Below are 15,341 nucleotides of genomic sequence, written 5' to 3'. Positions count from 1 at the left end.
GTGAAAGAACAGATTCTCGTCAACGTCACCCCGATGGAAACCCGTGTCGCCACCATTGAAGAAGGTGTGGTGCAGGACATCCATATCGAGCGCAGCAGCCAGCGTGGACTGGTAGGCAATATCTATCTGGGCGTGGTCAAGCGCGTGCTGCCCGGCATGCAGTCGGCCTTTATCGAAATCGGCCTGGAGCGCGCCGCCTTCCTGCACATTGCCGACGTGATCGAGCAGCGCCAGCACCCGAACGAGGTGCTGCGCATCGAAAAGCTGGTGCACGAAGGCCAGCCGGTGCTGGTGCAGGTGATCAAGGACCCGATCGGCACCAAGGGCGCGCGCCTCTCGACGCAGATCAGCATCGCCGGCCGCTTCCTGGTGTTCCTGCCACAGGAGCACCATATCGGCATTTCGCAGCGCATCGAGGACGACAGCGAGCGCTCGCAACTGCGTGGCCGGATGGAAAAACTGCTGGATGGCGAGCATCAGGGCTACATCATCCGCACCTCGGCCGAGCACGCCACCGATATCGAACTGCGTGCCGACATCGAGTACCTGAACCGCATCTGGGCCGATATCCGCCACAAGTCGCAAACGCTGCCGCCAGCCAGCCTGCTGTTTCAGGACCTGTCGCTGCAGTTGCGCGTGCTGCGCGACATGGTCAACGATGAAACCGACGCGGTGCTGGTGGACAGCCGCGAGAACTTTGCCAAGATGACCGAGTTCGCCACCGCCTTCGTCTCGGACGTGCTGCCGCGCGTGCAGCATTACGCCGGCGAGCGCCCGCTGCTGGAACTATACGGCGTCGAGGCCGAAATCGAGCGTGCACTCAGCCGCCGGGTCAACCTCAAGTTCGGCGGCTACCTGATCATCGACCAGACCGAGGCGATGACCACCATCGACGTGAACACCGGTGGCTTCGTCGGCACCCGTTCGTTCGACGACACCATCTTCAAAACCAACCTTGAAGCCACGCAAGTGATCGCTCGTCAGCTGCGCTTGCGCAATCTGGGCGGCATCATCATTGTCGACTTCATCGACATGGATAATGAGGAGCACAAGACTGCGGTGCTCGATGAGCTGAAAAAAGCCCTGTCGCGCGACCGCACCAAGGTAACGATCAGCAGCTTCACCAGCTTGGGGCTGATCGAAATCACCCGCAAGCGCACGCGAGAATCGCTGGCGCATGTGCTGTGCGAAACCTGCCCCACCTGCCAGGGGCGCGGTGAAATCAAGACCGCCGAGACGGTGTGCTACGAAATCCTGCGCGAAATCCTGCGCGAGGCGCGCCAGTTCAACGCCAAGGAATACCGCATCCTGGCCGCGCAAAGCGTGATCGACCTGTTCCTCGACGAGGAATCATCGAGCCTGGCACAGCTGGCAGATTTCATTGGCAAGCCGATTTATTTGCTGGTCGAAAGTGCCTACACACAGGAAAGGTTTGATGTAGTTTTGGTGTAATTTTGCAGAGTCGGGGCGGATTTGTCACAATGCCCCACTCCCTGTTGCCGCTGCCAAGCAGCCAAGATCGCCATGAAACTCGCATTAGCTTGCAGTGCTCTAATACTGTCCATGCCGCTCCTGGCCAACCCGGCAGAGCTGTTCAAGCCTCTGGCTGGCAGTATTGTGCGTGGCATGGACAACACCCTGCCTGGCTACGCCGTCGCCTTCAACCGCACGCAGGCCATGAGTAGCACTGCCGGCAGCAAGTTCACGCTGACCATACCAAACGACCGTAGCTATACCGTGGTCTTCGAGCGCGAGGAAGCGCATGGCAGCGGCAACCGCACTTTTGTCGGCTATCTGGCCGACTATGGCAAATCATATCGCTGCGTACTGACCCACAATCCGGGCAGCATTACCGGCCACTGCCTCACCCCGTCGGGCGACGTGCTGGTCAGCACCCGGAACGGCCAGCAGATCGTTACACCGTCGTGGCAATACAAGCTGCACCCGGCTCCGGTCGGCGAAGGCGACATGGCGATTCCGCGCCCCAGTGCTGCCAGCCGTGCCAAGGCACCGCTGGCAGCGGCTACTGCCGGCGGTGCCAGCGGCAATGACAGCACGCTGGACCTGCTGGTGTACTACACCCCTGCCTTTGCCAGCGCCCAAGGTGGCAATCCGGGCCAGCGCATTGACTACCTCGTGGCCCTGACCAACCAGGCGTATATTGATAGCGGCATCAATGCCAGATTGCGCCTGGTCGGGACGCAGCAGGTGAGCTATCCCGATAACGATCTACCCACCGCGCTGGATGCCATCACAAATCACAACGCCAGTCCGTTTACCGGCTTGAGCACGCAGCGCAACAATGTGCATGCCGATCTGGTCACCATGATCCGGCCGTTTACTGCGGCCAGCGGCAACTATTGCGGCCTGGCCTGGATCCCCAATCTGTCCTCGTCGTTTTTTGACCCCAGCCTGGGCTTCTCGGTCATCGCCGATGGCACACGGGCTGACAACTACTACTGCGACGACACCACGCTGGCGCACGAGCTCGGCCATAACCTGGGTCAGGCACATGATCACGAGCATTCGTCGGGCTTCACCCCGGCGCACAGCTATTCCTATGGCTATGGCATCAACAATGTGTTCGGCGACATCATGAGTTATTACTTCCCCAAGGTCGCCAAGTTTTCCAGCCCCAACCTGCTCTGCGACAACGCTGGCGACCGCTGCGGCGTCGCCAACTACGCCGATACGGTGTCGTCAATCAACCAGACCTGGCAGTACGTCGCCAATTATCTTCCTGCCGCAAGCAGCAGCAGCTTCACACCGGAATCGGGCTGGTACTGGAACAGCAGCCAGCCTGGTGTTGGTTACTCGGTGGAAATCAGGAACGGCAAGGCCTTCATTGGCTTCTTCATGTACAACACGCAGGGCAAGCCCATCTGGTATGTATCCACTGGTGCGATGTCGAGCAGTACGAGCTACACCGGTAATCTGCTTTACTATCGCAATGGTCAGACCTTGACCGGCAACTACACATCTCCGTCATCTCCGACCACGATAGGTCAAGTCAGCCTGACCTTTAGCGACGCACGCCATGCCACCCTGGTGCTCCCGGGCTTGACCACCAATGTTGAACGCTTTGACATAGTCAGCGGCGGCGTGGCCAACCCGACGAGCACGCTATCGAACGTGGATGGCTGGTACTGGAATTCTGCCCAGGCCGGTACCGGCTATTTCTTCGAATCACAGCAAAACAATGTATTCAGCGTTGCCTTCCTGTACGACGTCACCGGCGACCCGGTCTGGTATGTCAGCAATGACGCCTGGTCGGTCACCAGCAGCTGCACCGCTGCCATGCAGGATGGTTCCTGGTTGCGCTATGGCAACGGCATGTATCTGGGCGGAGCCTTCCGCAGCGCATCAGTGACCAACAGTGCGGTCAATCCAAACAACACCACGCTGGACCGCTGCAACGATACGATTGCGGTCACGATCACTGGCCGCAACCCGTCCGTAGTACCGCTGACGCGCTTCAGCTTTTAAGCAGCCTGCGCACCAAAAAAAACGCTCGCCATACGCGAGCGTTTTTTCCATCAAGTAACGCAGGGCTACCCAAGCAGGCTATCGCCTGGCCGCTGCTACTCCACCCAGCGCAGCGCCCGCGCCACGGGCATCAATGCACGCTTGATACGCTGGTGCCGGTTCACCCACAGACGCAAACGCAGGTAGAAGCTGCCAGCCAGGCCGGCAGCAGGCACTGCCTGTTGCGCGGCGTGCAGGCGGCAATCTGCCCATGCGGCATCGGCAGGCAATGCTGCATCCGGCTGCTGACCATGCAGCATGGCAGCCAGCAACGGTGCCGGGGCCGGCCCCTGCTCACGCGCAGCCTTGGTCGCATCCAGCCATGCGCTGCCATAGCGCAGGTCCGGCTCCAGATGACAGCCTTCGGCCCATTCATTCCAGGCGTTGATGAACACCGCCGGCACCGGCAACTTGTCATTCTGCCGTGCCTGTTCAATGACCTCCGCCAGCCAGGCCCGATACAACAGCGGATGGCTGCCGTAATAGCAATGGCCGTAGCGCAAGCGCCGGGCCGTATTGTCCCAACTCGGCATCACGCCACGAAAACGCGGATAGTCCACCGCCGGTTTTTCCAGCGCAAAGCGCGCGGCATCCGGATAACTGAAAATGCGCCCGGTGAAATCATCCACCGCATCCATCTGCTTGCCCGGCCATTCGGCGGCAATCATGCCGTGTGGCGGAAACTCGACTGCCGCATCAAAACCGTGCACGGTGGGGTCGCCAATGCCGAAGCTCTGCACCGCGCACAGATAAGGGTCGCCCACGCCCAGCTCGCGGCACACCTCACGCCAGCGCTGCACCGTTGCAGCTGGATCGGGCAGGATGTCGATGCGATAGACCAGCAGTACCGGACGGCCATTGAAGCGGATGTAGCGATGATCGGCAAAATGCCGTGCCACGTCCTGCATCATGGCAATGTCGTCCTCGGGCGAGTGCGACTGCGCGATCAGTACATTACGCTCGTCACCATTCCAGCGCCGCGTCCAGTTCTCATTGGCCCAGCAGAGGCAGAACGGGAAGTCGGGCGCACCACCTGCCAGCATGGCCTCAAGCGGCTGCTCCAGCAGCCGTTTACCGTCAAACCAGTAATAATGAAAGCAGAAGCCGGTTACACCGTAGCGTGCAGCCAGCTCTGCCTGCGCAGCACGCGCCTGCTCCAGGCGCAGATCATAAAAACCCAGATCGGCAGGCAGATGAGGCTGGTAATGGCCGGCAAAGTTGGGCTCGCCGCGTACGACATTGCGCCACTCGGTAAAACCTTTGCCCCACCACGCGTCGTTTTCTGGAATCGGGTGAAACTGCGGCAGGTGGAAAGCGATCAGCTGCAGCGCCTGCATCACCAGCGTTCCTTGCCGACCAAGCGCCAGACCCGGTAGATGACACGCATCGTGAACTCCAGGCTCCCCCCCAGCAGGCGACGCTGCCAGCGGCGCAGGCGCGGGGTATTGGCGACCTTGCCCCGCAGGAAACCATGCGCATTGAACAGCGCCTGCCTCATTGACAACGGGAATCCATGGCTGGCCAGCGAGATGCCTTCCAGCGAGTAGGCACGCCTTTGTGGGTAAAAGCCGCCCTGCATTGGCCGGCCCGGCAGCAAGCGGTCGTAATCAGCCACCATATCCGCACAACTGCGGTGAGCCTGCCCCGCCAGCGCTTGTCGGGCGTGCAGCAGAAGGGAGCGGTCTGCATGCAATCGGTGCAGTACGGCGACAAAGTGTTCAGCCACAGGCGTGCACAGGAACCCGTTCTCGCCGTCCCGAATCCGATCCGGGTATGCGCCATGGCTGGGGGCCACCGCAGGAATCCCTGCGCACAACAGTTCGCTCAGCGTGTAGCTGAAGGTCTCTGGCCATATGCTCATCAGCACACCTGCATCGGGCGCCAGCTCCGCCAGCAGCGCGGGTAATTTGTCGCGGTCATAGCGAGGAATGACGGTCACGGCAGGATGGCCGCCAAAACGCGCGCCACTTTCGCCACACCCCAGCAAAATGAATTCACAGCTATCTTTGACCTGCTCGAGCACCCCCTCAAAGAGATGCAATCCCTTGTGCTCGGTCAACGCACCCAGCACTACCAGGCGCAAACGCCGGCCAGGCTCACGCGCCTTGGGCGGCTGGCTTTCCCAAGCCATCCCGTGCGTAATGACCACCGGCTCAAGCGTATGAAAATCCGGCACCAGCTGCTGATAGTGGTTGATCACAGACTGCGACGGCGCAACCAGCTTGACCTTGTTTTCCTTGACCTGCTGGAAATAGGCCGCGCGCAGCGCCAGCCATTCCTCAGGCAGAATCGAGCGGAACAGGTGGTTGACCGGGTTTTCCTGATGGCAACGGGCTAGCCGCGTCGCGTTGCAGCTACCGCAGACTGAACCGAAGTGGATATATAGCGCCGGACAATAGGGATGAAACTCGTGCAGCACGTGCAATGTGGGCAAGCCGGTAGCCAGCACGTCCAGCGAATGCCCGATCAGCGATGAGACTACAACCGCATCCACCATATAGGTTTCCACGATTTCACGCAGCGCACGCGCATATTCGATATGGTGATGTGCAGTACCGCGGATACCATCGGCAAAATCCCACACCTGAATGGGTTCGGCATGCGAAATGTCGAGAAACAGCGCCAAACGCTGACCATACAAGCCAACGCTGCCGATGGACTTGAGCACCAGATTCTGCCGACCGGTCGATGCTGCCGAATAATCCTGCACCCACCGCTCAAGCCCGCCCCCCCAACTGTGCATGACATGCAGCTGAACCAGCCGGCCATCCATCAATCCGGCAGGCAAGGCTGAGGTACCGAACCTGCGATGCGCCAACGAACTGGCCTGCAGATATGAACTAACGCGCGGCTGCAGGTGTTCCGGCACATTGGTGCGAACTGCCTTGCCTCCCCATTCAACCAGCAACCAATCGCAGAGGCCATGGCACGCGCCCTGTGCGGACAGGGCCCACCCCAGCGCGCTGCGCGCCTCGGTCGTACGCAAATCTCGCGTGTCCTTGGCGCCAAGCAAGCAGGATGAGCGCAGGTATGCACAAACCGGCAGCGACGTGGGGGTTGCATCAACCATGCCGCTGCTCTCGTTGACGCAAAGGCGATCTCTCATCGCGAGATCCGTGCCGGCAAACTGCGCGGCAAAGCGCGGCTCATACATTGGGAAACCGCTACAAAGCGGCGAAATGCTGGCGCACGCCGGCTCAGCCCGTGCTGCCGCCTGCAAACGGGCATCCCACCCCAACGGCAGATGTACGCCAGCATCCAGCCAGACAATATCGCCCCACTGGCCCAAACTGGCAGCATCAAGCACCTGTTCACCCGTCAGCACGTCCACCCCGGGCAGGGAAAACAACGCCGCGGCTTCAGGGATGGCCAACAAGGCAAGGTGCTGCCGCTCGCTGCAGATCAGGCGGAGCGGCCAGTCCAGCACGGCATGCTGCATACCCTGCTGTAGAGTTCGCAGGGTAGCCGCCGCATCATCGGCGGCAAACAGTACGACGCAGACCATCTCAGACCAGACGCAACGCCCGGGCAACCGAGCCCAGCTTGCGTGCCAGCTTCCAGGAGCGGGAATTGTGAATCAAGCGCAACGCTTCACGCTGGCGGTATAGCTCATTGCGCAGCAATTCGGCAGAGTTTTCCTCGCCCAGATCATCTTGGGCTTCAGCGACCTGATACCAGTGATAGTAGCTGCGTTGCGGGTCATCACAGTTGAACGGGTCCGGGTAGGCATTGATCAGATCCTGGCGGGTACGGTAAAGCACCCGCTGCCGCTGTTCGACCTTGACGCCATTGGCGTACACGCCATAAACACAGGGAATGCGCCCAAGCTCGCTCTGGCCTTTCTTCTCGCACTCGGCGATATACCAGTCGCGCATGGCCCACAGCGTGGCATTATCGCCACCGTACTTCTTCAGCATGACGGCCTGGGCTCCGCTGTCAAAACCCGAGAAATGATAGAGGCGCAGCGGATTGCCGTTCACGGTCAGGCCCGACTCCAGTGTGCCGGCAACTTCACGATGGGTCAGATTCCAGGTCGCCACGTTATAGTCCGGATCACGCACGACAAAAATATCGCTGAACAGGCAAGGGGCCAGATCCACCCAGCGCTGGTCTGTAAAAATGCCGCCAGGAATGTCGTCGTAGCAGTGATCCAGCAAACGATCCGCCCACCAGTTGGAGAAACGGCGGCCTTCCGGGCTGTTGCGCACAGCCAGGAAGCCCAGATTGAACACACCGTGCTTGAGGCTGCAGATTTCATTGTCGATCACGGCCCCAGGTGTTTGTTCCGGTTCGGTCTGATGCGGGGTCAGCAACACGCTTGCCTCGTCCAGCTTGTCGATCAGCGGCGTCATCGGTGAAAAAACCACCATGTCCGGATCGAGATAAAAGGCCTTGTCAGCTTTGCCCTGCTCGAAGAGCCAGCGGAAAGCAGGCCCCTTTACCGCCGTACACAGTTCAACCACGGAATGCATGAAAGCCCAGCGGGAGAAATCAGGAATCCCCAACTGGTCCGAGGTGACAACACTGTCGAAGGGCTCTTGTTCAAGATTCAGCCAGTCTGGTCGGGTATCCGACAGCAACAGCATGAAATGCGCATCCGGATGATGATGCTTGACGGACTCGGCCAATACGCGTGCCTTGGGCAGGTAATTGGTGGTAATGCTGGTAAAAAAGACAACCATGTTGCGATCCCAATAGACACGGGCCTGGCCCGACTGTTTAAGACAATTTAACAAATCAGAGTGAAATTTTCGTGAGGCCCAGCCATCGCCCCAATCGCCACAGCTTGCTGGCGCGCACACCTTGCAGCATGCCCCGGGCATGGGCAAGCTCTTCCTGCAATGCCTGCATCGACTGCAGATCGCGGGCGTTCTGCGCCTTCATGTGCTCAAGAAACTCAGACTGTGCCGCAATTTGCTGCCGCAACTGCGCCGCCATAGCCGACGCTTCCTCGCGATTGCGGACGACCTCCTCACTGCTGCGTGCCGCCTCCTGACGATACCAGGCAGCAACCTGCCGATAATGCGCCCCCTTTTGGCGATAATGCGCGCTTTCAGCACCGAGGCGAGCAAGCTCTGCATTGCACAGGCGCTGCGCTTGCGCCAGCACCTCCGCCTCCGGCAATTGCGGCCATGACAATTCGATCTCTATCATCGCCGCAGCCACTTGCTGTCCGAGCTTCAGAACCAGCCAGGGATCCTCGTCAAACACTGCGAAGAATGCGGCTTGCTCTCCATGGGTGGCTGGCAAGCGCTGCATGCCTCCCAATGCATCAATACCGCCATCACGTGGCTGCCATTGCCACAGCACGGTGCCATCTTGTGCACGCAAACGCACCGAAAACAGCTCGAGTGCCCCAGGCCGGTCTGCCGGATCAATGCGCAGCGCCTGCAATGGCGCCAGGCCGGCTGGCAGCTCAAAACGCAAAGTTTGCCGGCCCAAACCGGCAATGCCGAATGCCCTGACACTCGCCGCCTCTGCAAACGATGCATCGCCAGCTGCGGTACTCCAGTAGAGCTGCGCCATAAAATGTGGCGCATTCTGTGGCGCCAGCCGTTCTTGCAGCGTCGTATCGACGCCAAGCGCCGCCTTTACAATAAACTGGTAGGCATGGGCATCTTCGCGGGCGCACAGATAGCGCTGCACCTGCGGGGGCAAATGGTCCAGGTATTTGGGGGCAAATTCGCTCCACGGCAGCGGCCGCACGACCGAGTGCCATTGCGTGGCACCCAACCCGGCCCCATCCAGCAAGCGCAACAACGATTTGCGTGTAAAGAATCGCAGATGAGTACGGTCCAGCAACCCTTCGTTGCGATAGAGGAATTCGCCTGCGAGCAGCTCGGCCAGCACGCCGGCATATCCAATGTTGGGGATGGAGATCACCAGCTCACCATCCACCGCCAATCGCTTGGTCAGTGCCGCCAGCACCGTTTCGGGATCTGCCAGATGCTCCAGCACGTCGGCGCAGACAATGTATCGGTAGCGACGCTCACCCAGCACATCCAGCGCCTGCGGCTGGGTCAGGTCTGCCAGCCATATCTGACGATAGAATGGCTGGGCACGCTCAAGCTCGGCCTGGTTATAGGTCAAGCCGTCAATCAATCGGCCATCTTGCTGACGCAGATAGCGGCCAAGCGCGCCACTGCCGGTACCGACATCCAGCACGTCGCCGGGCTCGGTCAGCATGGCGACGATGTGGCTTAGCGAGTCGCCCTCCTCGCCCACGACTTCACGCTCATATACATGCGTTTCCAGCACTCCCTGCCCCTCCTTCACTCACCACCTGCCGCACCCGCGCCGCGCGAGACAGCCACCTTGGTGGGCAAGGCCAGCAGGCCATGCAGCACCTTGCTTTGCGACTGAAACACCGCAGCGTCGTGTATCCAGTGCAATACGCGATGCTCATCCTGATCGCCTTCTGCAATGGCAGCCGTAATCACATAGTCGCCCGCCAGCAGATGCGGCATCCGGAACCGGAACTCCGCCGCCAGAGACTCCCCGGCAACCACTTCACGCGCCAGCATGTTCGGGCTGATCGTCGAATTCTCGCCGAAGATCACCTGGCCAAGACGATTCTTGATGTAAAAGCCCAAGATCGGTCGTGCCAGTCGGGCCAGCGCTGTTGCCTCGATACGCAACACCACATCCTCTCCGCCAACAATCGCAAGCAGCGGCTGGCCTTGCTCGGTTTCAAGCCTGGCCAGTGCAATCTTCGCCTCGCCGGAGCCAAACGCGTGTTCGCTGGCCGGGACAGTAAAGCCCCCCTGACCACCAGCCGATTCATCATCGGCAGCTGTCTCTGCGGCGAGTTCCAAGCCAATGTTCGGCGAGGGGTCATCACTCGCATATTTGCTTTGCAAATACTGCTCTGTCACCCATTTGGATGAGCCTTGCGCCCTGATCTGCCCCTTGTCCAGCCAGATGGCGCGATCACACAACGTTGTCACGGCACCGCTGTCATGGCTGACAAACAGCAAAGTACCGCCATTTTCCCGAAAGCGCCGCAAAAACCGCATGCACTTCTGGGTGAAAAATGCGTCACCAACCGCCAGCGCCTCATCGATCACCAGGATATCTGCGTCGACATGGGCAATGACCGCAAAGGCCAGCCGGACAAACATGCCGCTGGAATAGGTCTTGACTGGTTGATGCACGAAATCGCCAATATCGGCAAATGCCAGTATCTCAGGCAGGCGCGCGCCTACCTTTTCCGACGGCAAACCCAGAATGGCCGCATTGAGATAAATATTCTCGATGCCGGTAAATTCCGGGTTGAAGCCGGCCCCTAGCTCAAGCAAGGCCGCAACGCGTCCCTTGACCTCGGCCCGGCCTGACGTCGGCGTCAATGTGCCACAAATCAGCTGCAGCAAGGTTGACTTGCCGGAACCGTTGCGGCCGATAATCCCGACGGTTTCTCCGCGCCCGACCTCAAAACTGACATCGCGCAGCGCATGAAACTCGCGGCTCCAGCGGCCATGCGTATGGAGCAATGCTTCCAGCAAACGGTGATGTGGCTTCTCGAACACCGGGAAGGACTTGCTCAACCCATCGACTGCGATCACTGCACAGTTGGTATCAAAGGACATCGGCAAACCCCGGTCGCAGCCGTACAAACAACCAAGCACCCAAAGCTGCGATGCCCAAAGCGCAAACGCTGTAGGCACCCAGAGCAGCCCAATCAGGCCAGCGCCCCTCAAACAGGGCTGCGCGTAATGCCTCGATGGGCAGGGAAACCGGGTTGAAGCGCAACCAAGGTTGCATGCCAGCCGGCAAGGCAGACACCGGATAAAACACCGGGGAGAGAAACTGCAATGCCGTCACCAGCAATCCGATTACCTGCCCGATGTCGCGCAAGTAAGTGCCGATTGCCGACAAGATCCAGCCCAGCCCCAACAAAAGGAGTAGCAGCGGCGCAAAAATCAAAGGGATGCAAAATGCGCTGGCCGGCAGCCCATGCGTCATCACCGTAGCAGCAACAACCAGCAACAGCAGCGTAATCAGCGTATGCAACGCAGCAACGCCCACCGCAACGACAGGCAGAACCTCCAGCGGAAAAACCACCTTCTTGACGTAATTGGCCTGCTGGACGATCAATACGGGCGCCCGGCCGACAACCTCGGCAAACAGCGAAAACACGGTAATGCCGGCAAACAGCAGCAAGGCGAAGCTGCCGTGATTTGCTTGCTGCACACCCCAGCGTGCATTGAAGACCACGCCGAATACGTAGGTGTAGACGGCAAGCATCAGCAAGGGCGTGACGAATGACCACAGCACCCCAAGCAGCGAGCCGCGGTAACGGCCATGCATTTCGCGCCAGATCAGCTTGGCAATCAGCTGCCGTTGCTGGACCAGCCCACCGAAAAAATGCCAACCCGAGACGGTGCCCCCCTGAGTGTTCACAGCGACAACGAGAGCGAAAAGTGCTGCAGGCGCTGACGACAGTAACGGCGCAAGGCAGCCCAGCTCGACAAAACGGGTTTGCGGCACACCAGCGTAGTGTCCTGCCACACCATGCTGTCATCGGTTGGATCGTCGCCGCCCCAGTGCGTTTCTGCCTTCAGGATTTCCATGCCGGCAAACTTGCCCATGGCGCGTGCGCCATCCGGATAAAAGCGCCAGCAATCGACAGGGAAGCGATGCTCGGGGCCACTGGACGGCACGATGATGCACACCAGACCGCCAGGTTTGAGCACGCGCGACATCTCGAGCAAGGTCAGCCAGAAATACTCGACGTGCTCGAATACCTGGCCAGAAATGAACAGATCGATCGACCCGGTGGGAATCTCGCGCCAATGATAAGGCGCTTTCAAAACCACATCGACATTCAGGCCAGGCTGCAGGTCGGCACCGGTATAAGTCCACGCCGGATCGTCGAAAATGGTTCGATAGCTGGCACCGATTTCGGTACTGCCCAAATCAAGAATTTTCAGTGGCTTGCCGGCAAACTCGGCCAAATGTTGCTGCCGGAACATCTTCATTTTGTACAACGAACTGCCGTGCATGGAGCCAGCTTCCTGAATCTGAATTGTCTATAAGGCAAGGCCCCGACCGATCGCTTCTGCAAGCACAGCGAACAGGCTCCGGCTCGCGCCCCGGTCGAGGGACAAACAAGCAGCGGCATGCCACGACGAGGCGTGACAATTTCGCAACTAATTTCAGCGCGAGATGATAAGGGCTGCCCAGCCAGCGGGCAAGCTTGCGTGGATGTTAAAATCGCCACCACAACACCTTACAAACCCGACATCGAACCGGGCTCACCCGAGCAGGCAATACACGCCCCTGCGCATTTTTTAACCAATTTGGTGCTATAGTTCAGCCTCGTTTTTTTGCGCCCGGCCTTGCCCGGGCGCGTGCGCTCTTGTGGTTTGCGAAACTTTTGCCGGCACAGTCCGACGAAGCAGCAACCCTTAGTGTCATCTTCTGGTTGAACGACAACGTGAATACCTCCGCAACATCCGCCCCCCTGCTGACCGCCATCGCTGCAGCACCGGGCAATATCGCGCAGCGCTTTGGCCGCTGGCTGGGTCTGCTGCCCGCTGCGCAAGTGTTGCCGCGCCAACGCTGCCACTTTGTGACCGTTCCGCTGCGCGGCGTGCCGAACAAGCATGTGGAATCAGCCATCAAGCTGCGGCTGCAGCAATTGGGCTTGTTCTCGCAAATCGGCTTTGCCTATCGACACAGCGGCGAGAATGCCCAGGTCTGGTATTGGGATGATGCGCAGGCCCTGCAGTTATTGCCGGCCGGCCAGATCCAACCATGGCCGGAGGCGCTCTGGCGCGATGCACCCGCCGAGGGGATGCGTCTCTTGCGTTGCACGGAAGGCTTTGAGCTGGAGGGCGTCAACCCGCAGGGCATTTATCGCTCCCGCTGGTTTGCCCAAGCGCCGGGACAAGAAGAGCAGACCGCGTTTTGCCGCGACCTGGGCCTTGAGCAAACCTTGCTGCCACTGACTCCGCAAATTGCCTCGCTGCACACCGAGCCGGCAGCGGGCTGGCGGGCGGTCAGCGCAACGGCAAAGCCCGTACCCGGCTGGTTGCTGCTCTGCCTGCTGCTGATCACGCTGGCCGGCGCCATAGGCGTTGCCGAGAGTGTGCAGCTGTACCGGCTGAAACAGCAAACCGTCATCCTGAAGCAGCAAATCCGCCAGCTGCGCGCACAGACCAGCGACGCTGCCCGCCTTGAAAGCGCGCTGGGCGAGCTGCGCCCGACTGCGGAGGCCTTGATCACCTACAACCAGTCGCCGCGGCAATTGCAATGGCTGGCCCAGTTGGCGCGACTGGGCATCGTCGGCCAGGTCAGCGATGTTTACATTTCGGAATGGAACTTTCGCGGCAACAACGTGACTGCCACCTTGCGACTGGGCCCGAAGGCCAAGAGCGCCGACGTGCTGGCCATGCTGGAAAAAGCCACGCTGTTTGATGACGTGATCCTGCTGCCCGATCCGCCACAAGGCACCCTGCGCATACAGCTCAAGCTCCCGGTGGATGCCGCCACTGCGCCGGCCGGCAATGAACACTGATCCCTGGCAGGGCAATCGAGACGCATCCGGAACCAGAATGTCATCCTCCCCTCATACCAACAGCACCCGCCCTGCAGGCAAGCTGACCCAACAACTCCAGCAACTACGCGCCGAGCTCGCAGCCAACCCGCGACTGCAGTGGGGGCTGGCCGGCATACTGCTGATCGGCATCACCACAGGACTGCTCGCGCTGGATGACTATCGCGTCGCCGAACTGCGCCAGATTGCCTCGCTGCGCAAAACCAGCAGCGAACTGCACCGGCAGCTCGGCCACAGCGGACAGCAAATTGCGCTGCAAGCCCAGCTTGACCGCGCCAGCGAGCAGATCGACCTGTCGCTGTGGCAATTTGCCACCCCCGTCATTGCCCAAGCCGAATTCAACGACTGGCTGAACCAGAACCTGCAGGAAGGCGGCGCGCGCGAACTGCGCATCAGCCAACCGACCTTCCGCTACTTCAATCCGACAGCCGCAGGCGACGCAAGCGCACCGATCAGCGAAGAAGGCACGCAATGCAAGGACCGCAGCCAATGCCGCCTGATTGAATTGCGCGCACAACTGCGTTTTACCTTTGACCCCGCGACCTTCCCGCGCACCCTGGCCAAGCTTGAAGCTGCCGATCACGCACTGCGCATAGAGCAAATCACCATCAACAGTGCAGAACGCCGTGTCGAGCTGACGGCCCTGACCCTGGCCCGCCTGAGCGACGCCCCCGAAAAACTCGATGCATCCGCTGCACGCGCCGCCAGCATGGCCAGCATGGCCAGCGCAGCATCGGCGGCAGCAGCCAGCATGCCGGCCAACGCCGCGGCCAGCGGCCCCAAACCCGTGGTGGAAGTGAAATGGTAGTTTTTTATCGTTGCAGCATCCTCGCCCTGCTGATCTGGGCCGCCGTTGGCGCTTATTGCTGGGCCACCTTTGCCCTGCCACCGGAAGGCAAGGTCATTGGTGCAACCCGCCATCAGGCACAACTGGACATCCCCCGCCCGCCCAACCTGCGTGCAGACCTCACTACACTGGGCCAAAGCGACCTCTGGGGTCGCACACTGAGTGCCGCCCCGGTTGCTGCGGCCGCGTCGGCACCGCTAGAAACCTGGACCCGCATTGCCGTGGTGCGCGAGGGCAAGAGCGCCTACGTGCTGCTGAGCGGGCCCAAGGGTGAACTCAAGCCGTTCAGCGCTGGCGATACCCTGCCCGACGGCGGCAAGCTGACCAAGGTCAGCCCGGAAGAAATCGTGGTACGCCCGGTCAGCGGCAAGCCACAAACCTACCGTCTATTGAACTAATCCCGGCCGGCAG

Annotated in this window: 12 protein-coding genes; 5 read left to right on the top strand and 7 right to left on the bottom strand. The window is 60.3% G+C overall.

Annotated features, from left to right (window positions below; genetic code table 11):
• Positions 1-1,452, top strand: a complete 1,452-nt coding sequence (rng, locus tag B9A19_RS17530; RefSeq protein ID WP_084092461.1) for a ribonuclease G — start codon at positions 1-3, stop codon at positions 1,450-1,452.
• Positions 1,453-1,563: 111 nt separating this feature from the next.
• Positions 1,564-3,486: a reprolysin-like metallopeptidase gene (locus B9A19_RS17525; protein ID WP_176217001.1), complete on the top strand. Its 1,923-nt coding sequence runs from the start codon at positions 1,564-1,566 to the stop codon at positions 3,484-3,486.
• 95 nt (positions 3,487-3,581) lie between these two features.
• Here the strand turns inward: B9A19_RS17525 and B9A19_RS17520 are convergent, their stop codons facing one another.
• The 7 genes from B9A19_RS17520 to B9A19_RS17490 all read right to left on the bottom strand — a co-directional run bounded on the left by B9A19_RS17520 (position 3,582) and on the right by B9A19_RS17490 (position 12,527).
• Positions 3,582-4,862 (bottom strand): glycosyltransferase WbsX family protein, encoded by a 1,281-nt coding sequence (locus B9A19_RS17520; protein WP_084092459.1) that lies wholly within the window; start codon positions 4,860-4,862, stop codon positions 3,582-3,584.
• Positions 4,862-7,030 (bottom strand): glycosyltransferase, encoded by a 2,169-nt coding sequence (locus B9A19_RS17515; protein WP_084092458.1) that lies wholly within the window; start codon positions 7,028-7,030, stop codon positions 4,862-4,864. Before B9A19_RS17515 ends, B9A19_RS17520 begins: the two co-directional genes overlap by 1 nt.
• 1 nt (position 7,031) lies before the next feature.
• A complete protein-coding gene (locus B9A19_RS17510) occupies positions 7,032-8,207 on the bottom strand; it encodes a glycosyltransferase family protein (protein WP_084092457.1) in 1,176 nt (391 codons plus the stop codon).
• 55 nt (positions 8,208-8,262) lie between these two features.
• Positions 8,263-9,711 (bottom strand): methyltransferase domain-containing protein, encoded by a 1,449-nt coding sequence (locus B9A19_RS17505; RefSeq protein WP_245804376.1) that lies wholly within the window; start codon positions 9,709-9,711, stop codon positions 8,263-8,265.
• Positions 9,712-9,797: 86 nt separating this feature from the next.
• The gene (locus B9A19_RS17500) at positions 9,798-11,111 is read right to left on the bottom strand and encodes an ABC transporter ATP-binding protein (RefSeq protein WP_084092455.1); all 1,314 of its coding nucleotides are present in this window, start codon (positions 11,109-11,111) and stop codon (positions 9,798-9,800) included.
• Positions 11,101-11,925 (bottom strand): ABC transporter permease, encoded by an 825-nt coding sequence (locus B9A19_RS17495; RefSeq protein WP_217807107.1) that lies wholly within the window; start codon positions 11,923-11,925, stop codon positions 11,101-11,103. Before B9A19_RS17495 ends, B9A19_RS17500 begins: the two co-directional genes overlap by 11 nt.
• Positions 11,922-12,527: a methyltransferase domain-containing protein gene (locus B9A19_RS17490; protein WP_084092454.1), complete on the bottom strand. Its 606-nt coding sequence runs from the start codon at positions 12,525-12,527 to the stop codon at positions 11,922-11,924. The genes B9A19_RS17495 and B9A19_RS17490 overlap by 4 nt, the downstream gene beginning before the upstream one ends.
• A 434-nt stretch (positions 12,528-12,961) precedes the next feature.
• Between B9A19_RS17490 and B9A19_RS17485 the strand changes: the two genes are divergently transcribed.
• Genes B9A19_RS17485 through B9A19_RS17475 form a run of 3 tightly spaced genes read left to right on the top strand, consistent with a single transcriptional unit; the run spans position 12,962 to position 15,328 of the window.
• On the top strand, positions 12,962-14,044 hold the full coding sequence (locus tag B9A19_RS17485; protein WP_139798940.1) for a hypothetical protein: 1,083 nt from the start codon (positions 12,962-12,964) through the stop codon (positions 14,042-14,044).
• A gap of 37 nt (positions 14,045-14,081) precedes the next feature.
• The gene (locus B9A19_RS17480) at positions 14,082-14,891 is read left to right on the top strand and encodes a hypothetical protein (protein ID WP_084092452.1); all 810 of its coding nucleotides are present in this window, start codon (positions 14,082-14,084) and stop codon (positions 14,889-14,891) included.
• The gene (locus B9A19_RS17475) at positions 14,885-15,328 is read left to right on the top strand and encodes a hypothetical protein (protein ID WP_084092451.1); all 444 of its coding nucleotides are present in this window, start codon (positions 14,885-14,887) and stop codon (positions 15,326-15,328) included. Before B9A19_RS17480 ends, B9A19_RS17475 begins: the two co-directional genes overlap by 7 nt.
• The last annotated feature ends 13 nt before the right edge of the window (positions 15,329-15,341 follow it).

It is taken from the genome of Andreprevotia lacus DSM 23236, assembly GCF_900176275.1.
In the GTDB taxonomy this organism is placed as follows: domain Bacteria; phylum Pseudomonadota; class Gammaproteobacteria; order Burkholderiales; family Chitinibacteraceae; genus Andreprevotia; species Andreprevotia lacus.
The sequence above is the reverse complement of the archived record's forward strand: the minus strand, read 5'-3'. Positions and strand labels throughout refer to the sequence as shown.

Excerpts from the sequence above, each read along its gene's own strand:
- B9A19_RS17525 (WP_176217001.1), top strand. The coding sequence starts at position 1,564 with ATGCCGCTCCTGGCCAACCCGGCAGAGCTGTTCAAGCCTCTGGCTGGC.
- B9A19_RS17520 (WP_084092459.1), bottom strand. The coding sequence starts at position 4,862 with ATGCAGGCGCTGCAGCTGATCGCTTTCCACCTGCCGCAGTTTCACCCG.
- B9A19_RS17515 (WP_084092458.1), bottom strand. The coding sequence starts at position 7,030 with ATGGTCTGCGTCGTACTGTTTGCCGCCGATGATGCGGCGGCTACCCTG.
- B9A19_RS17510 (WP_084092457.1), bottom strand. The coding sequence starts at position 8,207 with ATGGTTGTCTTTTTTACCAGCATTACCACCAATTACCTGCCCAAGGCA.
- B9A19_RS17505 (WP_245804376.1), bottom strand. The coding sequence starts at position 9,711 with ATGCTGACCGAGCCCGGCGACGTGCTGGATGTCGGTACCGGCAGTGGC.
- B9A19_RS17500 (WP_084092455.1), bottom strand. The coding sequence starts at position 11,111 with ATGTCCTTTGATACCAACTGTGCAGTGATCGCAGTCGATGGGTTGAGC.
- B9A19_RS17490 (WP_084092454.1), bottom strand. The coding sequence starts at position 12,527 with ATGCACGGCAGTTCGTTGTACAAAATGAAGATGTTCCGGCAGCAACAT.
- B9A19_RS17480 (WP_084092452.1), top strand. The coding sequence starts at position 14,082 with ATGTCATCCTCCCCTCATACCAACAGCACCCGCCCTGCAGGCAAGCTG.
- B9A19_RS17475 (WP_084092451.1), top strand. The coding sequence starts at position 14,885 with ATGGTAGTTTTTTATCGTTGCAGCATCCTCGCCCTGCTGATCTGGGCC.